The 18,591-nt window shown below is 58.6% G+C and carries 20 protein-coding genes; 19 read left to right on the top strand and 1 reads right to left on the bottom strand.

The annotated features are described in order from the left end of the window. Positions 1 to 9 precede the first annotated feature (9 nt). Positions 10 to 702: a metallophosphoesterase family protein gene (locus RCI_RS06855; protein ID WP_012035682.1), complete on the bottom strand. Its 693-nt coding sequence runs from the start codon at positions 700 to 702 to the stop codon at positions 10 to 12. A gap of 350 nt (positions 703 to 1,052) precedes the next feature. Between RCI_RS06855 and RCI_RS06850 the strand changes: the two genes are divergently transcribed. The 19 genes from RCI_RS06850 (at position 1,053) to RCI_RS06760 (ending at position 18,590) form a co-directional block, all read left to right on the top strand. Further along, entirely contained in the window at positions 1,053 to 1,538 is a 486-nt protein-coding gene (locus RCI_RS06850) for a nitrophenyl compound nitroreductase subunit ArsF family protein (RefSeq protein ID WP_012035681.1), read from the top strand. Position 1,539: 1 nt separating this feature from the next. Then, positions 1,540 to 2,262 carry an aromatic aminobenezylarsenical efflux permease ArsG family transporter gene (locus tag RCI_RS06845; protein ID WP_012035680.1) on the top strand — a complete coding sequence of 241 codons (723 nt, stop codon included), beginning with the start codon at positions 1,540 to 1,542 and terminating at the stop codon, positions 2,260 to 2,262. 102 nt (positions 2,263 to 2,364) lie between these two features. Then, positions 2,365 to 3,444 (top strand): permease, encoded by a 1,080-nt coding sequence (locus RCI_RS06840; protein WP_012035679.1) that lies wholly within the window; start codon positions 2,365 to 2,367, stop codon positions 3,442 to 3,444. Positions 3,445 to 3,484: 40 nt separating this feature from the next. Continuing rightward, positions 3,485 to 3,724 (top strand): thioredoxin family protein, encoded by a 240-nt coding sequence (locus tag RCI_RS06835; RefSeq protein WP_012035678.1) that lies wholly within the window; start codon positions 3,485 to 3,487, stop codon positions 3,722 to 3,724. A gap of 89 nt (positions 3,725 to 3,813) precedes the next feature. Beyond that, positions 3,814 to 4,158 carry an ArsR/SmtB family transcription factor gene (locus tag RCI_RS06830; protein ID WP_012035677.1) on the top strand — a complete coding sequence of 115 codons (345 nt, stop codon included), beginning with the start codon at positions 3,814 to 3,816 and terminating at the stop codon, positions 4,156 to 4,158. Between the two features lie 224 nt (positions 4,159 to 4,382). After that, complete coding sequence (locus RCI_RS17480) at positions 4,383 to 7,214, top strand: methyl-accepting chemotaxis protein (RefSeq protein WP_012035676.1); 2,832 nt, start codon at positions 4,383 to 4,385, stop codon at positions 7,212 to 7,214. A 184-nt stretch (positions 7,215 to 7,398) separates the two neighbouring features. Next, positions 7,399 to 8,379: a methyl-accepting chemotaxis protein gene (locus RCI_RS17475; RefSeq protein ID WP_052309922.1), complete on the top strand. Its 981-nt coding sequence runs from the start codon at positions 7,399 to 7,401 to the stop codon at positions 8,377 to 8,379. A 288-nt stretch (positions 8,380 to 8,667) separates the two neighbouring features. After that, complete coding sequence (locus RCI_RS06815; RefSeq protein WP_148266554.1) at positions 8,668 to 10,005, top strand: phage tail sheath subtilisin-like domain-containing protein; 1,338 nt, start codon at positions 8,668 to 8,670, stop codon at positions 10,003 to 10,005. A 12-nt stretch (positions 10,006 to 10,017) separates the two neighbouring features. Then, on the top strand, positions 10,018 to 10,413 hold the full coding sequence (locus RCI_RS06810; RefSeq protein ID WP_012035673.1) for a hypothetical protein: 396 nt from the start codon (positions 10,018 to 10,020) through the stop codon (positions 10,411 to 10,413). A 17-nt stretch (positions 10,414 to 10,430) separates the two neighbouring features. Further along, positions 10,431 to 10,775, top strand: coding sequence for a hypothetical protein (locus tag RCI_RS06805; RefSeq protein ID WP_012035672.1), 345 nt, complete (start codon positions 10,431 to 10,433; stop codon positions 10,773 to 10,775). After that, positions 10,768 to 10,989, top strand: coding sequence for a hypothetical protein (locus RCI_RS06800; protein ID WP_012035671.1), 222 nt, complete (start codon positions 10,768 to 10,770; stop codon positions 10,987 to 10,989). The genes RCI_RS06805 and RCI_RS06800 overlap by 8 nt, the downstream gene beginning before the upstream one ends. Further along, positions 10,986 to 12,440 carry a hypothetical protein gene (locus RCI_RS06795; RefSeq protein WP_012035670.1) on the top strand — a complete coding sequence of 485 codons (1,455 nt, stop codon included), beginning with the start codon at positions 10,986 to 10,988 and terminating at the stop codon, positions 12,438 to 12,440. Before RCI_RS06800 ends, RCI_RS06795 begins: the two co-directional genes overlap by 4 nt. Then, positions 12,441 to 13,334, top strand: coding sequence for a carboxypeptidase regulatory-like domain-containing protein (locus RCI_RS06790; protein WP_012035669.1), 894 nt, complete (start codon positions 12,441 to 12,443; stop codon positions 13,332 to 13,334). Between the two features lie 7 nt (positions 13,335 to 13,341). Beyond that, positions 13,342 to 15,108 carry a phage late control D family protein gene (locus RCI_RS06785; RefSeq protein WP_012035668.1) on the top strand — a complete coding sequence of 589 codons (1,767 nt, stop codon included), beginning with the start codon at positions 13,342 to 13,344 and terminating at the stop codon, positions 15,106 to 15,108. Positions 15,109 to 15,114: 6 nt separating this feature from the next. Further along, complete coding sequence (locus RCI_RS06780) at positions 15,115 to 15,564, top strand: hypothetical protein (RefSeq protein ID WP_012035667.1); 450 nt, start codon at positions 15,115 to 15,117, stop codon at positions 15,562 to 15,564. Then, positions 15,561 to 16,163 (top strand): phage baseplate assembly protein V, encoded by a 603-nt coding sequence (locus RCI_RS06775; RefSeq protein ID WP_012035666.1) that lies wholly within the window; start codon positions 15,561 to 15,563, stop codon positions 16,161 to 16,163. The genes RCI_RS06780 and RCI_RS06775 overlap by 4 nt, the downstream gene beginning before the upstream one ends. A gap of 9 nt (positions 16,164 to 16,172) precedes the next feature. After that, complete coding sequence (locus tag RCI_RS06770; protein WP_048198205.1) at positions 16,173 to 16,565, top strand: PAAR domain-containing protein; 393 nt, start codon at positions 16,173 to 16,175, stop codon at positions 16,563 to 16,565. 49 nt (positions 16,566 to 16,614) lie between these two features. Then, entirely contained in the window at positions 16,615 to 17,049 is a 435-nt protein-coding gene (locus RCI_RS06765) for a GPW/gp25 family protein (protein ID WP_012035664.1), read from the top strand. Beyond that, a complete protein-coding gene (locus RCI_RS06760; RefSeq protein WP_012035663.1) occupies positions 17,049 to 18,590 on the top strand; it encodes a baseplate J/gp47 family protein in 1,542 nt (513 codons plus the stop codon). The genes RCI_RS06765 and RCI_RS06760 overlap by 1 nt, the downstream gene beginning before the upstream one ends. Position 18,591: the final 1 nt, after the last annotated feature.

The raw sequence follows: 18,591 nt of genomic DNA, 5'->3' as shown, positions 1-18,591 counted from the left end.
ATATGCTCCTCAGTAACCCCTGCGCAGGATCGTCGTCAGCTCGTCAGCAAGGGGCATGCTCTGCTCTATTTTTCTGCAGGTTGCATCAATATCGTAAGTTATGCGTCTTATTTCCTGCGTTCTGGTCGCCGTGTCGAGCACCATGCACGACGCCCGCCAGTCCTTATCTCTCGGCTGCCCCACGCTGCCCGGGTTGAGCACAGTAGTTGTCGGAGCTTTCAGCACCGCTGGAAAGTGGGTGTGTCCCGTCAGCAGGTAGTCGCTGGTTATGCCTGCGGTATACTCGGCCAGCTTTTCGGGCGCGATGTCCGGGTACAGGTAGTCGAAGAAGGACTCGGGGCTGCCGTGCACCATCTTTAACTTCAGTCCGTCGATCTCCAGGTCCCGGCTCAGAGGCAGCCCCCGCAGGAACTCCATGTCGGCGTCGGAGAGGACCTTCCAGGTGTACTCCCGGGTGGCAACGGACAGGTGCTTGTACTTGTAGCCGCACCCGCAGTCGACCATGAAGCCGACCGCGTTGTCGTGGTTGCCCCGGATGACAGGCACGTCGTTCTTCCTTACCCAGTCGATGACAGCACCGGGGTCGGGCCCGTAGTCCACCAGGTCTCCCATGCAGACGGCCCGGTCATAGATGACGTTCCCGAGGACGGCGTTCAGGGCCTCGAGGTTTCCGTGAAGGTCAGAGATGAGCAGCAGTTTCATCACTATCAGTCCCGTGTCTCGCCCGGCTTCCGAAAGTACTATTCACACCCGACAGCAGTGCCAGTGAATATTCTCCCGGCTCCAGGTTTAGAATATATCATATGTAGTAAGGATAATATTTCAAGTTTTCTCGAATAATGGACTATAGCACCTCTGACCATTCCGTGGGCCCCAGGATGCTCTGGCCATACACCTGTGACCCTGGTGCGGGCCGATGCGATGACAGGTGCCGCTAGATTCTGCCCGACATTAGTTCAAAATAATTAAAAGTCGATTTTTCTGCCCGGTGACCGGTAATTATAATAATACTTTTTTTAACTTTATGACAAAAAAATATTCATCTGGTTGTCATGAAGAGCGCATGGAAGATGGGGCTGCTGGCGATCGCAGCCGGTATGCTAGTGATCGTAGTAGCGATAGCTTTTGGATTGGTGCAGGCGGGATATGTCACGCTAGCAGCTGACCAGCCGGCCGCTGCCGTAGTAGAATCAGTGGACGCCGGCAGCGGGCCCGGTATTGTGGAACTGCTGTACTTCCACAGGACGGATCGTTGTACCTCCTGCAATAACGCCGAGCAGTACGCCCGGGAGACACTCGATCAATACTATAAGGACGAGGTAGAGTCAGGTGAGATCTCTATCCGGAGCATCGACTACCAGCAGGATAAGGCGACGGCAGATAAGTATAACGTCAAGGTGCAGGGGCTGAAGATCAGGACGGCTGCGGGAGGCCAGGAAAACGTGAAAGACGTGCCGGAGATCTGGTCCTACGTCAGCGACAGGGACGCGTACGTAAAATACCTGAAGACAGTCATCGACAAAGAGCTGGGCCGGTAGTATGGATCTCTCAGCGCTCACCGCAGTCAGGGAATTTCCGCTGCTGTACGCGTTTGCCATCGGCCTGGTGACAGCGATAGGGCCCTGTCCGCTATCGGCGAACGTGACAGCGATAGCGTATGTATCTTCCAAATTTTTGAGCTCCAGGGATACAGTGCTGGCTGGCACGCTGTACACACTAGGGAGGGCGGCAACCTACGGTAGTATTGGGCTGCTCATCTACGCCTTCGGGTCGGCGGTGATGGACAGTGCACCAGTGCTGCAGGATTACGAAAAGATCATCCTAGGGCCGATACTGATCCTCGTAGGAGTCGTGATGCTGGAGCTGGTAAAGCCAAATATTTCCGTCGGCGACAGCCTCAAGGCGAAGTACGGGCTCGAGCTGTCGAAACGAGGAGTAGCCGGATCCTTTTTCCTCGGAGTCATTTTTGCACTGGCCTTTTGCCCATACACTGCAGTGATGTTCTTCGGGCTGCTGGTACCGCTCGCGCTGGAGTCGAGCTACGTCGGAGTCAGCTACCCGCTGCTGTTCGGCATCGGCACCGGCCTGCCCGTGCTGATCTTCGCCATACTGCTGGGAGTGAGCGCCACGTTCGCCCGGGCTTACGTCGCCAGGATCGTGAAAGTCGAGCCGTACGTGAGGAAAGTGCTCGGGGCAGGCTTCCTGCTGTACGGGCTGTACCTCACGATCACGTACCTGCTATCGATAGCCGGACTATCGTAGACGAAAACGCCGGGTAGTAAAATCATTTAGAATTTTTCATTTCAAAAAAATTCGAAAAGGATTATATACAAGGTATTTCCATAATATTAGAAATGTGATAGTATGGTGGAAAGCCTCGTTAACTTCGGGTTAACGCTTATCAATGTGGGTATTGCCGCCGTGTTCGAGTACATCTCGCTGCACGTACTCTTTTGCCTCGTTCCCGCGTTCTTCTTAGCCGGCGCCATAGCTGCGCTATTTTCTAAGGAGTCGGTGCTGAAGTTCTTAGGCCCCGACGCTAGCAAGGTCGTATCTTACGGCGTCGCCGCGGTCAGCGGCGTGCTGCTGGCGGTCTGCTCCTGTACGGTGCTGCCGCTGTTTACCGGCATCTACAAGCGTGGCGCAGGGATTGGGCCTGCGACGGCTTTCCTGTTCTCGGCGCCCGCCATCAACGTGCTGGCGATCGTCTACTCGGCCCAGCAGCTGGGCTACGACATCGGCATCGCGAGGGCGTTCTTTGCGGTGACGCTTTCAATCGTCATCGGGGCCATCATGGCCATACTGTTCCAGAAGAAGCTTACCGAAGAGCTGAAAGGCCAGAAGAAGATGCCGTTCGTCATGACCTCCCAGGACGGCGGCACCGAGAGCTTCAAGTACCGGACACCCCTGACTTTCCTGCTGCTGGTCGTCATCCTCGTGTTCGGAGGATGGGCTATCGACTGGCTGATAAAGGGGCCTGTACTCGCGGCCCTGGTCGCTGCTACTGCCTATACCTCGTATAAGTGGTACAGCAGAGCCGAGCTCTCGGCGTGGATGAACGAGACCTGGTTCCTGGTAAAGAAGATCTTCCCGCTGCTCATCGCAGGCGTGTTCTTCGCGGCCATCATCATCTACCTGATCCCCACGAGCTACATCCAGGCATTCGTAGGCGGCGACAGCCTGCCCTCCATTACCGTCGCTTCAGTCTCGGGTGCGCTAATGTACTTCTCGACGCTGACGGAGGTGCCCATCGTGGGGCTGCTGATGGCCGAAGGCATGGGCAAAGGTCCGGCGCTGGCAATGCTGCTGGCGGGCCCCGCGCTGAGCCTGCCGAGCATGATAGTCATCACCAGCATCATGGGCAAAAAGAGAGGCCTGACCTACATAGGGCTGGTCATCCTGATGGCCATCATATGCGGCGCCATCTTCGCCGCGATAATTTAATGACAGATAGTGTAAAAGCAGATAAGGTTAGGTGAAAGTGATGAAGCTTCAAGTATATGGCACAGGCTGCGCCAAGTGCAGCATGCTGGAGAAGGCGGCCAAAGATGCGGTAAAAGAGCTCGGCGTGAGCGCCGAGGTAGTTAAAGTCAGCGACATCGACGAGATCGTCGAGGCTGGCATCCTCGCCACACCCGGCTTAGCGGTGGACGGCGAGGTCAAGTCCATGGGCAGAGTGCCCTCTGGCGACGAGATCAAGAAGTGGATCAAAGCAAAGATGTGAGCGAGAGAGTGAAAGATGGCGATGGAAGGATGTGCTTGTAGCGTCAAGGACAAGACAGAGTGCTTTGACTGCACCAAATAGGAGAAGTAATGGAAGAGTTACCTGTAAACCCGTACCCGCTGACTGAGGCTGAAAAGGAAGCGCTGGAGAAGATCAAAGCTAAAAACAGTAAGGTAGCGGCAGAAGTATGCAAAGCTATCGCCGACCCTGTCAGGATCAAGATCCTCGAGGCGCTCCGGCAGCGGGAGCTTTGCGTCTGCGTGCTTGTGGACCTGACCGGGCTTCAGTACTCCACTTTGTCCTACCACCTGAAGCAGCTCAAGGATACCGGCCTGATCTCCTCGGACAAGGACGGCAGTTACCTGATTTACTCGCTGACTCCGAAGGGAAAGGTCATCCACAGTCTGCTTCCGGTCCTCGACGACCGATTCTGATCCTGCTTTACAGCGCATATACCATAGTAGAACACCTGCTAACAACCGTATTTACGGCTTAAACAAGCTCTAATACCCTTTTTGTAATCCTTTTTTTGGATATCCCAATAAATAACAAAATTATTAAGCTTAACACCGTGAAACGACCAAATATTAAACGATCAGCTGAATGAGTGTTGCTGTTTAAAGCAATCGGCTGATCGTTGACAGTGTGGGTGAATAGTATGGTGAAAATTGACTTAAGGAGCATATCAGTTCAGCTACTGGTATTCATTCTAATTGTGGCGATCGTGCCGGTCGTGATCCTGACGCTCGCCAACAACATGACGCTGACCGGAATAGAGTCCAGCGTATATAAGGATAAGATAGACGATTCGGCTGCCATCGCCGCCAAGACGATCGACGGAGTCGTCGTGGAAGACGGGCTCATCACAGACAAGATGGCCCTCGACCCCGGCCTGATCGCAGCCGTCAAAAAGGATGACAGAAAGGCGATCAAAGCCATAGTCGACAGGTATCAGAAAGACTACCCCGAGTTCAACATGGTAACAGTTACCAACACCGAGGCTGCCGTGCTGGCCAGGGCGTCGAACGACGTGAGCGGCGATAAGATGAGCGAAGTCGAAGTCGCGGCGGCGCTGAAGGGCACCAGGACGAACGAGATGGACCTCATTTCGGCGGCCGCGATTAAGAACAACGGCCTGGACAGCTACATAGCAGCCACCAAGACACAGGAAGGCCTGGGTATCGTCAGCTGCGTCCCGATCAAGGATGAGAGCGGAGCGATCATCGGCGCCCTGTACACCGCAGACCTGCAGAACAACCAGAACGAGCTGGTCGATCAGGTAGGCGAGGCGTCCGAGGGCTACTCGACGCTATTCCAGGGCGACGTCCGGGTCTGCACGAACCTGAAAGACGCCAGCGGAAACCGTATCGTGGGCACCAAATCCAGCCCCGAGGTAGCGGCCAGAGTCCTGGACAAAGGCGAGACGTTCGAGGACCTGCTGACGGTCAACGGCATTCCCATGATGGTCCGGTACGTGCCGGTCAAAAACGGCGAGGATAAGGTCGTCGGCATGCTCTTCGTGGGGTACGACATCCGTGCCATGCAGAGCCAGATCAACAACTCGAACATGAATGCGATCATTATAGGCGTGATCCTGACGATCGCATCGATCGGCGTGGGCTTCATCATTGTCAGGAGGATTACCGGGCCAATCAAGAGGCTGGTCAAGGCGGCCGACAGCGTGGCAGCAGGCAACCTCGACGCTTCTATGGAAACCGGAGCAAAGGGCGGCGAGGTAGGCCAGCTCACTGAGGCCATCACCAAGATGGTGGCTAACATCAAGGAGCGTATTGCCTTCAACGAGTCGATCCTGAAGGCGATCAACGATCCGATGTCGGTGTACGATAACGAGCGGAACATCACGTACATGAACGACGTGGCCGCGAAGGCGATCGGCGTGGACCCGAAGGCCGTCATCGGCAAGAAGTGCTACGATGTATATACCAGCCCTGCCTGCAGGACGAACTGCGCCGTGCTGGAGTGCTGGAAGAGGAAGGAGCCGGTCAACAACTTCGAAACGACCGTAAAGGCGGCCGACGGCAGCGAAGTCTGGATCAGGGGCAACGCTTCGCCCATCTACGACAACCACGGCAGGATCATCGGCGGCATGGAGCTCTTCAAGGACATCACCAGGGAGAGGGCCGACCAGCAGAAGATCAGGGAAGCCCAGAAGGAAGCCCAGGAGAAAGCAGTATACAGCGAGTCTATCCTCAAGTCGATCAAGGCGATCCACCTGGTGCTGAACTCGAAGTTCCAGATCGAGTACCTCAACGACGCCGCCGAGCAGTACCTCGGCACGAAGCTGGCCGAATGCAAGGATAAACCGATCTCGGACCTGGTCAGCCTGAAGGTCCGGCCAGACGCGCCCCGGTCGGTCCTGTCGACGGGACAGGACCTGATAGGCGTAGAAGACGTCATGGTGATCGTCAGAAGCGGCAAGGCGATACCTATCCGCCTCGACATGTCGGCGATGAGAGACCTGAGCGGCAAGATCATCGGGGTGAGCTTCATCGCCAATGACATCACCAGGCAGCAGGAAGCCCAGGAAAACCTGAAGGCCATTATCAGGACGGTCAACGACGTCGCCGGGCGGGTGGCCGCCGCGGCCCAGCACTCCAGCGAGGCGGCCGGCCAGGCCATGGTCTCCTCCCGGCAGATCAGCGAGAGCATCACCCAGATAGCGGCGGGCAGCCAGAGCCAGGCGAAAGAAGTCGAGAATATCAGCTCCCTCATCCAGACCATCTCGACCGACGCCAGGGACGTCTCGAAGGGCGCCCAGACGGCTTCGAATAAGATGAAGGAGGCCAGCGAGGCCACGAAGAAGGTCGACGAGGCCTCCAAGCTGGCCATGCACAAGATGGCGGACATCCGGGTTTCTGTGGACGACTCGGCGGCCATCATCAAGGACCTGGGCGAAAAATCGAAACAGATCGGCAAGATCGTCGACGTGATCAACAGCATCGCCAGCCAGACCAACCTCCTCGCATTAAACGCCGCCATCGAGGCGGCCAGGGCCGGGGAGGCGGGCAGAGGCTTCGCCGTCGTCGCGGAAGAAGTCCGCAAGCTGGCGGAAGACTCGGCTAAGTCCACAAGCCAGATCAGCGACTTGATCAGCCAGATCAGAGAACAGACTGACCGGGCGGTCATGTCCATGGACAAGGGCACTGCGGAGGTGGCCAGCGGCAGCGATGTGGTGGCGAAAGCCCTTAAGTCGGTGGAAGAGATCTCCCGGCTGGTCGACGAGGTGGCGGAAGTCGCCCTGAACGTCTCGACCGCGACAGAGAAGCAGGTGAGCAGCACCATGGAGATCGCCAGAGCCATCGAGCAGATCAGCGCCGTGGTCGAAGAGAGCGCCGCGTCGACGGAAGAGGTCAGCGCCTCCGCGGAGGAGAGCACCTCCACCATGGAGGAGACGGCCAACATCGCCCAGCAGGTGCTGAAGATGGCCGAAGAGCTCAAGACCGAAGTGAACAAGCTCAAGGTGGAGTGAAAGCTCCACCACTTTCTTTTTTTAACGGGTACTTAAAGCTCAGTCCGAGACCTCTTCCGAATCATTGCCATTCAGGATTTTCAATAGTGTAAGAAAATACTTAAGTAATGAGACGGAATATACTTGCCTACCAGGCGATAAGACGATGGCATCACCGGATTATTCAAATAAAGCCACAAGTAAGATGAGAGAGGGCTTAAATGCGATAAGGCAGATCAACGATTCCGTCAAGCTCCTGTCTCTCAACGCCCGGATAGAGGCGGCCAGAGCAGGCGCTTCCGGGAAGACATTCGCCGTGGTGGCGGAGGAAATGAAGACCCTCAGCGACAGGGTACAGGTTATCGCCGAGAAGCTCGATTCGGAGATCACCATTACGGAGCAGGAAATATCCGCCACGGAGACCCAGGCCAGGGGCAACAGGCTCAGCGACCTCGCATTCAACGCCATCGAGGTACTGGACCGTAACCTGTACGAGCGGACTGCCGACGTCAGGTGGTGGGCCACGGAGGCCGCGTTCGTCGATGCCTGCCGGTCATCCGGGGATGAACACAGACGCCGGGTTGCAGTAAGCCGGATGGGCGTCATCCTAAAAAACTACACCATCTACAAAGAGCTGATTCTGGCGGACGTAAATGGCAGGATCATCGCTAACGGTAAGCCAGACAGGTACAGCCTCTGCGATACGGACGTGTCGGGCAGATCATGGTTTCAGGGCGCCATGGCAACTTCGACAGGCAACGAGTACTTCGTCCAGGACGTAGAAAAATGCCCGCTCACGGGAGATTTGGCAGTCATCTACTCTGCTGCCGTCAGAGAGGGCGGGGAAACTTACGGTAAAGTGATCGGAGTGCTGGCGGTAGTCTTCGACTGGGCCCAGGCGGACTACATTGTGAAGAACGTAAGGCTATCCGAAGAAGAAAAGAAAAACTCCAGGATTTTACTGTTCAACAGGGATGGTTATGTGATTGCCTCCAGCGACGGAAAAGGCATCCTGGCCGAAAACGTCGCCGGCCTGGAAGGAGTCCGGCGGGCGTTGAAAGGCGAGAAGGGCTTCACCATCGAAACGGCGGACCGCAAGAAAATTATGGTAGCCTTCGCCCGGACACCGGGGTATGAGACATACCGGGGCCTTGGATGGGGCTGTGCGATCTTAAGCCCCACCTGATTCGCTACTAAATTTTTAAGGTGTTAACTTACTGTGGTTAAGCAGCCATGCCCGGACACCTGCGATAATGAGAATATCGCGACCACGATGGCGCTCCACTTGTGCTATCATTTCTGATACTATACTAGAAAATTATATAACGGCAGACTCCTAGACTTCAATATATTGAGGTACAGGCGTTTAAAACCGACATGGCTCCCGATTATGGCGGGCGTCCGCGCGGTTTATCGCCGGGTATCATGGTAAGACCGCCAGTAGCTGGCGGCACCATTATGGATGGTGTGTGGTATGACCCGGATAGTTCCAGGTGTGGAGATTCAGGTAATCAAGGAGATCGTGCCCCAGCAGCTCAACCCGTCAGGGGTCGTAGCTATGATCGGCACGACCGAGAAGGGTGAGCCTCTGGTGCCCACCCCGGTGAGCAGCTATGCAGAGTTCGCCGACAAATTCGGCGCGAGCGACAAGTTCTCAGTCACGAAGGACGTCAGGCAGGCCTTCCAGAATGGCGTTTTTCAGGTTTTCGTGGTGCCCATCGCCGGCAGGAACGGCACGAAAGCCAGCCTGCTTCTCAAAGACAGAAAGGGCAGGGACACCCTCCTGCTGACGTCTAAGTCCATGGGCGAAGACGGCAACGTCATCAGCGTCAAGGTCGAGGACGAGCCCGAGGGCGACGCGGTGAAGATCATGATCTCGGATGGTGCGAACATCGAGATCTACGACCGCATTGACATGGAGACCGTCGAGACGATCAACAGGAAGTCAGCGCTGGTTACCGCGCAGGATTTGAAGTCCTCGTCCAAGGCCCCGAACAACAACCCTGCCCCTGTTGAGGCCAGCCTCGCCGGCGGAGTCACCGGCGTCATCAGCAAGGAAGACTACGAGGCGGCCCTGGAGAAGCTCGAGGGCGAGCCGGACATCGACCTCGTGGTGGCCTGTGACGTCACCGACCCGGAGATCCACGCGCTGGTCGAGGCCCACTGCATGAAGATGAGCCTGGAGGCCCGGAACCGGATCGGCCTCGGCACCGTGGCGAGCGGCGAGAGCGTCAGGGACATCTGTGCCAGGACGAAGACGCTGGCCAGCGACAGGTTCGTCTTAGTCGCACCTTACGGATGCACAGGTGCAGTCGCAGGCCTGATCAGCAAGCTCAACTACTACGAGTCGCCCACCTTCAAGCCCGTCAGCGGTCTACCTAAGCTGGAGGCTAACTATACGCCGTCCGAGCAGATGGAGATGCTCAAAGCCGGCGTCCTGCCCCTGGAGGCACAGCGCGGCCGGGGCATCGTGGTAGTCAAGGGCATCTCGACCAGCAAGGAGCAGATCAGCGTGACCCGGGTGGCGGACCACGCAGTCCGCGGCGTCAAGAACATCTCAGACCTCTTCATCGGCACGCTGAACAACGAGAACGGCAGGATGGCCCTGAAGGGCAACATCACTGCGTTCCTGACCCAGATGGAGAGGGAGAACGCCATCGTGCCGAGCACCGATGGCAAGGAGCCGGCGTTCCTCCTGGACGTGTACAGCTCGGAGATGGACTTCGCGCAGGGTATCGTGCGAGTCAATCTCGCGGTGAGGCCGGTCAGGGCGATCGACTTCATCTACGCGACGATCAAGGTGGAGGCTTAGGGGGGGTAAATCATGGCGATCAACTTATATTCTTCTTCGGAAAGCACCGTCCAGGTGGGCGACGAAGTGATCGAGGGCGTCCAGTCCATCGACTACAAGGTGAACAGAAACATGAGCTACGTGTACTCGTTCAACTCGCACCTGCGGACGGGCGTCAACTACGGCAATAAGGTCGTGACGGGGACCATCAAGGTCAAGTCAGCCAGCAACAAGCTGGACAGCCTGGTCCACAAGGCAGACTACGCGAACCCGGTCAACATCGTGGTCTCGCTGAAGAAGGGAGAGACTACCAAAGCTCTCACCTTCACCAACGTCTTCATCGAGGACCGCACCTTCAGCATGGATGTGAACGGCGTGGGCCTGTCAGCGTACACGTTCAACGCCGAGGATATCCAGGGCGAGAGCTAAGCAGGGGCATCGGCTGAATGAAGAGGCTGACCAAGGAGGACATCCTGCGGGGGAAAGACCGCAGGGAGGCCGTTCACGTCGAAGGCTACGATGCTGAAGTAGTCATCCGGCCGCTCACCGACGGAGAGCTCAGCGAAGTCTTCGCCATCGCGGGCGCCGGGGAGCCGGGCAAACCCGACCCTTCCCGCAATTTCAGGGCGCTCCGGCTGGTGACATCCATGGGCATGGTGGAGCCGAAGCTGACCCCGGAGGAAGTCGCCGAGATGAAGTTCGGGGTGCCCGAGGCGATCGGCACCCGCATCCTCGAGCTCAGCGGCATCGTCCCCGGGGCGTCGGTAAAAAAAAAGAATAGAGATGGATAGGTTCGTCGAGTCGCCGGAAGGCCAGGAGCTGGCAGTCCTCTGTCTGGACTACGGCTACAAGCTGGCCGATCGGCCCGCGGACCTCACCAGGCCTCAGGTCAGCTTTTTAGTCGCAGCGCTGGTAGACAGGCTGGAAAAGGAAGCCGCAGTCAGGTCAGAGGAGGCCGGAGTGAACCGGATCATCTTCACCGACGACGACGTAGATACGGAATGACCATGGACGATCCCCGGAGAGACGCAGTGGAAGCCATCGACTCAGCCATAAGGGAGCCGGATGCAGTACAGCACTTTCTGGATATGGCCGACCAGATCCAGGCACAGCTGGAGGGCATGTCGGCGATGCTGGTTGAGTTCAGGCTCCCGGCGGTAGAAAATGAAGAGGAGGATGTCGAACCCTCTGAGCCGGGTGGAGCGCAGGATAGCCAGAGCGTGACTGTCAGCCTCAACCTGGCGCTGTCAACGATAGAGCAGATATTCAATACCCTCGAGCAAGGTGGCGATTTTTACACGGCCGGCAGCACACTTACCAGCGCGTACGGCAGCGCCAGTGTGTCGATAGCAGCGCCCGCCACTGAAGGCCATGAAATTAGCTCTGTTCTGGAAGACCTGAGGAAAGCGTCGGATGCCATCCGCACAATCGAGCAAGTGAGCGAGAGCGTGGTCCCGATAGCCGACAGCTCTGAGGCCGGGATGCATGCGCAGATACACTCTAATTCTAACGAAGCCGCCCCTGAAAGCCGGTTACCCGGGGCCGGGCCCGTTCAGGCGAGGAGAGAGGCGGTCCGCGCCGGAAGAACTCTGGACATACCGTCTTTCGTCCCCCGCAAAAAGGCGCTGGAAGAGGCGAGAGCAAGAGCCGAGGAGGCTGCTTCCATAGTGCCGGACAGCGCCGAGGCATATAACCAATCAGTCGCCATGTCCCGGGAAACGCTGGCCTCAGCACTGGCTCAGTCACAGCCCCGGGAGACCGTATCTGATCACCTGCAGTCGATCAGCAGGCTGACAGAACTGGCGTCCGGGACAAGTTCCGTAGCAGAGCAGATGGTCGAGGCAATCGAAATGGCGGGAGCAGAATCGATCATCCGGGACAGCATTTTTAGCACAGAGATATTGGATAATAGCCGTACCGCCAGTACGATCACCCGCGTGGACACGACGATCTACCATCCGGGCGGACACAGCTCGATCAATCTTATAGAACAGGTAGTCAGCCTGGGCGATGTCATGCACCAGCACCTCATGGAATCGCTATACTTGTCCGGCGTGACTGAAAATGGTACTATTTCCGATCGCTCTATCTTCAACTACGGCTCCACCCTCCCTGCAGGCCATGGTAGCATGGATATCAGGACATACGAAGCAATCCGAACCCCGATCGAGGTGTTCACTCAGATGGCTGACAGTGTGGTGGCCCGGATGACTTCGGCCGCCCCGCAGCTTGCGCCGGTCAGGAATGTCCCGAGGGGTCTGCTGCCGGCGATAGGCAGCGTTCAGGTGGCTCCGGCGGAGAAGGAGAAGCCGGTCTCGCACACGGCGAACTTCAACAACACGTTCAACATCACCGTCAATGTCAGCGGCGGGTCCGAGGAGGCGGAGATGAAGGAACTGGGCCGGAAGATCGGCCAGATCCTCTCTGAGGAGCTCAAAAGGTACGGAGGCATGTAAGTGAAGATCGAGCTGGACGGCATACCGCTCGCCACCACGGTCTACGGGGGCACGGGAGGGCAGCAGGAGGTCCGCAACATCCGGCGGATCACTACCACGGACAGGCGTAACGTGATGGCCTACGAAGTGCCGGGCATGGAGGGCAGCACCTTCCAGAACCTCGGCAGGAGCGCTGTGCTCATCTCCTTCGAAGGGCTGATCACGGGCAAGGGAGCTAAAGGCGTGCTGGAAAACATCAGGGCCAGGTACAAGGGCGGCACCCCCGTGTCGTTCAATTCGGATATCACCGGGGCGGCGGACGTCACTAAAGTGATCATACAGGAGCTGGTCATCACCGAGACCACAGAGCTGATCGATCACTTCGAGTACTCCATCGTGCTCCGGGAATTCAAGGAGCCTCCCCCGGAGCCGACCACGCCGCCCTCGCAGGATGAGGAAGCGGAGGAGTGGGCACAGGCGGAGGCGAAGAAGGCTGCCGACACGAAGAGCCAGGTGAAAGGCAGCGTGAAGGACGGGGATGGCAAGCCCGTCGCGGGAAAGGAAGTCATCATCGCCGGCATGTTCGGGGAGTACAGCGTCACCACGGACGAGAACGGAGACTACTACGTCGAGGAACTGCCACCGGGCCAGTACGAGGTCAGCGTCAACGACCCGGCATACGAGGGCATGACCCGGACTATTGAGGTAAGTGGCGAAGAGACCACCGGGCCGGCAGGCGAGGCTGGGCTGAGCGAAGAAGCCCGCCGGGCCGGGACTGCGGGTGGGGCAGGAGATGCCGGAGCCGGCGGCAAAGCCGCAAGATCGGACACGGCAGTCCTGGAAGAAGTGGTAGACGAAGAAGACGTTACCATACAGGCTACCGGAGGAATCCGATCTCTGAAAGCGGGCGAGTGAGCGAGAAATGCAGAAGCCGTCCTATAAGATCAAGCTCGGGTCTCAGACCATCGAGCCGTCCTCGGCCACGGACATCGTGGGCATCGAGGTAGACCTCGCTCTCGACGTCCCCATCGACATCTGTAAAATACTGGTGAATAACGGCCCGCTGATCGGTGCCGTGAAGAGGGGTGACGAAGTCTCGGTGGAGCTGGGCTTCGACGGCAGCAACACTAAAGTCTTCACCGGTGGCGTGGATTCGGTGGACCCCGCTGTTTCAGGGGCGACGATCACCTGCCTCAGCCTGGCGTCGCTGCTCGCCCGTAAACGCATCAACCAGGTCTACGAGAAGCAGGCGGCCGGCGCCATCGTAGAGGATATCGCCGGCAGAGCCGGCCTGGCGGTCAAGGAACCCGACGATGGCCTGAGCTTTCCCTCGTACGTGATCGACGACAGCAAGACCGCCTACCAGCACCTTCGGGAGCTGGCCGAACTATCGGGCTGCGATCTCTTCCTGAATGCCGAAGGCCACCTGATCTTTAAAAAGTACGAGGAGCAGAAGCCGATAACCCTCAGGTACGGCAGGGATATCGTCGACGTGAGCGTGCAGGAGACTAACCCCCGGGTATCCGGGGTGAGGGTGTTCGAAGAGAGCCCGGCGAGCTCGATGGGCGACGACACCTCCCACTGGCTCTCCAAGAAGACGATGGGCGGCTCGTGCGGGGACGAGGACGGGCACCTGATCACCAATCCTGCTATAAGGGACAAGGACACAGCCGACCAGGTGGCCCGGAACTACCTCGAGAAGCACGCCGTATCCCTGTCCGGCACCGTCAAGGCGATCGGGGTGCCAAAAGCCGGCCTGTGCAGCACGATCAGGATCAAGGAAGCCCCCGATGCCAGGATGAACGGGGACTTCAAGGTCGTCAGGGTCACCCACACTTTCGGGGGAGAGCGGGGCTTCATGTCAGCTATCGAGTGGGTCAGGCCCCCGAAGGTCTCGAAGTCCGAGCCTCCGGTAGTCGAGAAGCCTCCCGTACCGGCCCCGCCGAAGAAGCCGTCGTTCATGGAGGAGATGCTCCAGAAGGCCAGAGACGAGCTGGAGAGCGCCAGAGAAGCGCTGGTAGAGGCGCTGGACGCCGCGGAAAGCTCGCTGGATGAGATGCTCCGGAAGGTAAGCGAGGCCAGGACCGAGATCGACAGGATGGCCGATCAGCTCCTGAAAGAGGCAGACGCCGCCCACGAGCAGGCGCTGGCGGCAGCCAGGGAGCCTCTGTCCACGGCCGACGGGCTAAAAGAAGAGCTGGAAAAGCAGAAGGCGCAGATGCTCCGGGTGCTCGAGGAAGTCCTGCAGGAATACCAGGGCCTGCGGCAGATGGCAGCCGATCAGGTGGCAGAGTGCGAGCAGGACTACAACGAGATCAGGCTGCAGATTGCAGGGGAAGCTATCGAAAGTTCCTCCGAAGAATTGAAGAGAAAGCTGAAAGAGGCCGAGGGGCGGCTTACACAGGCAAGAGAAGAGCTCGAGAAGATCGATGACGAGATCGAGAAGGCTTCTGAGGAAGGCAAAAAGAAGATCGAGGATACCGCCCGGGAAGCCCAGGCTGAAATCGATGCCGCCAGAAAGACGGCTGAAGACATCATCGCCGCCGCGAACGAGGACTACTCCCGGGCGAGGAAGAAGGCGGACGACGCGAAGCGGGAGGCAAACGAGGCCATCGACAGCCTGAACAAAGCCTATGGCTCGGCAAGAGAGGCCGTGATGGAAGGCCGGAAGATGGCAGGGCTGGAGTGAGTCAATATGATCGACGATATCAAAGACCTGGGCAGGAGCGGAAAGGATGCACTGGACACGGCGAAGAAGCTGCAGGGGATGCCCGAAGCGAAGCTGTCGGAGCTCAAAAGCCAGACGCTCTCGCCCATCGAGGAAATGAAGAGGGCGATCGAGGCCGCAAAGCAGAAAGCCGAAGCCCCTGTCAGGATGCTCCAGCAGAAGCAGCAACAGCTGAAAGCCACCACCGAGGCGGCGCAGCAGAAGGCTGACGCAGCCCGGAAACTCCTGGAGCTGAAAGAGCTGGCAGGCCAGAGGGCGAAAAAAGACGGCATAGGCCTGATCTCCGACCAGAAGGCGCTGGCTATCAAGGCGAAAAACAGCGTGCAGGACCGGGCTTCCGAGGTCAGGGCGAAAGGCGACGCAGTCATGTCGCTGATCCAGAAGATCGAGGCGCAGGCCAGGGGAGAGGTCAAGTGAACAGCATTGAGATCATCCAGAAAGTAGCCGGCAATGAGCTACGCAAACTCCGGACTATCGAGCTGGGCATCGTGACCTCGGTCTTCTCCCATGCCGACAGCGGCGATCGGGATAACTACGCGTGTAACGTGATGCTGAAAACGACCGAGCTGGAGCTGCGGAACGTGCCCGTAGCTACTCAGATCGTAGGCCTGGCCTGCGCCCCGAAGGCCGGCGACCTGGTCTTGCTGGCCTTCGTCAACGGCAGCATCCACGCTCCCATCGTGATCGGCCGGCTGTACAATTCGGAGGACCGGCCGCCACTCAACAACACGGGCGAGATTGTCTTCGAGCAGCGGGGAGACGAGGACAGCAGCCTGCGCAGGCTCTACCTGAAGTTCCCCGGCGGCACCGAGGTCACCATCAAGGACGACCAGGTAGACATATCGCTCGGGGGCTCGAAGCTGACGATCGAGAAGGACGGTGACGTGGTAGTCGAGGCCGGAGGCGACGTGAGGATCAGGTCCGGCGGGGACACGACCATCGAGGCCGGAGGCGACCTGAATCTGAAGGGCTCGGGCACCGTTAACATCAAGGGCAGCATGGTGAACATCAACTGAGGTGTGATGATGGGACAGCCGGCGGCGAAACAGGGAGACCAGATAGTGGCGACGGACACGCATATAGTCATGATCCCGTCGCCGGGAGGCCCGGTGCCTACCCCGCTGCCGCACCCGTTCACAGGCACCATCGGGGGAGGCCTGAGCTCCGACGTCAAGATCATGGGCATGCCTGCCGCCACAGTGGACAGCACTGCGGACAACCTGCCCCCGCACATACCGCAGGGAGGCTCGTTCCAGACGCCTCCGTCTAACAAGGGCAAGATCATCCTGGGGAGCGCGACCGTGATGATCAACGGCAAGCCTGCAGCCCGCAACGGCGATACCGCGACCACGTGCAACGACCCCGCCGATCAGCCGGTGGGTAAGGTCGTGGCATCGGGGACCGTGATGATAGGATAGGTAGGTAGGTTAGTAAGTAAAGATTGAGTGAGTGGAGGGGAACTGAGACATGGACGAAGATCTGTATGGGAGCGATCTGAAGCTCCTGGTAGAGACCGGCGAGTACGCCGGCATAGGAGTGGACCTGACGGTGAGCCGGAAAGGGGAGCTGACAACGGTGTCCGGGATGGAGAACCTGGGGCAGGCTCTGCTGCACCGGCTGCTGACGAGAAAGGGGGAGCTTGCCGACCTGGGACACCCGGCCTACGGCTCCCGGCTCCACGAGCTGATCGGCGAGCCCAACACTGCTGATACGAGAGAGCTGATTCGAATGTATGCCAAGGAGTGCATCATGACAGAGCCCCGGGTCCGGGACATCGTGAGCATCAAGGTCAACACCTACAAGGATAACCCCGGCGCCGTCATCCTCGACGTGGTAGTAGCGCCCATCGGCAGCACCGTTCCCCTCAACCTCGTGTTCCCCTACTTCCTGGAGGTGGCGTGATGACCTTCGTCCGAAAAGAATACCGCCAGATTACCGATTCCATGCTCAGCCAGATCACCAGAGGGGTGATCGAAGAAAAGTTCGAGCACACGGCCGGGCGCACCAAGTACAGGCTCGCATATCCCGATGTCGTGGACATTCTCAGGGTGGAAGGCACGCTGAAAAGCAGCCCGTTCACCTTCCGCAAGGGCACCGACTACCGGCTGAGCGGCAGCATGATCGAGTGGCTCCGGGACGGGGAGAAGCCAGCCTCGAAGACGACCTTCACCGTCTTCTACAGGATAGACGTGCCCATGGGCATCACAGACGTGAATCCCGGCAGCGTCGCCCGCACACTGATCGAGTCCATCGCCCTGGAGATGGATTACCTGAACGCCCAGATGCGCCAGGTGTACGACTCGGGCTTCATCGACACCGCCACCGGCAAGTCGCTGGACCTGGTCGTCTCCATCCTGGGCATCTCCCGCAAGATGGCCGGCTACGCCTCGGGCGAGGTCACCTTCGGCCGCAAGCGCGAGCCTGCCGAAGTGTCCGTGTCGAGAGAGGCCCACGTCTACGACGGCAAGAGCCGGTACGAGCTCAAGAACAGCCTGGTCAAGGGCGTCAAAGCGGCAGAGGGCACCACTGACGGAGGAAAGGCAGCCTATGCCCAGGGCAGGGACTTCGAGGTCCGTAACGGCGCCATCCTCTGGCTTCCGGGGGGTAAAAAGCCCGACCTTAACACAGTCTTCTACGTAGACTATTCGGCCTACGAGAAGATCGTCATCCCGCTGGACACCAGGGTCTCTACCTATTCCCGAAGGGCGGAGAACGTCAAGGTCTTCCGTACTGTCCGGGAAGTCACCCTGGCGAAAAACCCGGATGGGCGGTGGGAAGCCGACGTGCCGGTCATGGCGCTGGTGCCGGGCAAGGAAGGCAACGTCTTTGCGGGCAGCATCAACATCATGCCCAGGCCCGTCACGGGCATCGAGTACGTGATAAATAAGAAGGACATCCTGAACGGCACAGACGTGGAAACTGATTCCGAGCTGCGCGACAGGGGCAGAAGGGCGCTGGAAGTTGCGGGCAAGGCCACCCTCAGGTCGCTGAAGTCAGCGGTGGAAGGGGTGGACGGGGTAGTCGGCGAGGTCGTGGTTATCGACCAGCCGGACGGAGTGCCGGGAGTCATGCAGATCATAGCCAGCGGTGGCGATGACGAGGAGATCGCCCGGGTCATCGACGAGACCAGGGCCGCCGGCATCCTCGTGGAATTCAAGCGGCCTTCTCTGACGCCGCTGGACCTTAAGCTCACACTGGTCGTTCGCCAGGATCTGGACAGAAGCGAAGTCAGGGATAAGGCTGACCGGCAGATCAGGGAGTACGTGGGCAGGATCAACATCGGAGAGCCGGTGCTGATCAGCGGCATCATCAGGGCGGCGCTGGCAGTGGAAGGCGTGAGGGACGCGAGGGGCGTCACCATCAACGACAGGAGCGAGAACGCAGAAGTCCGGTCTGACGAGAAGTGCGAGCTCAGAACGCTGGAGATCTACGTGGAGGACTGAG

It is taken from the genome of Methanocella arvoryzae MRE50, assembly GCF_000063445.1.
Lineage (GTDB): Archaea > Halobacteriota > Methanocellia > Methanocellales > Methanocellaceae > Methanocella_A > Methanocella_A arvoryzae.
Note: the sequence above shows the minus strand (reverse complement) of the source record. Positions and strands in the feature narration are given on the sequence as shown.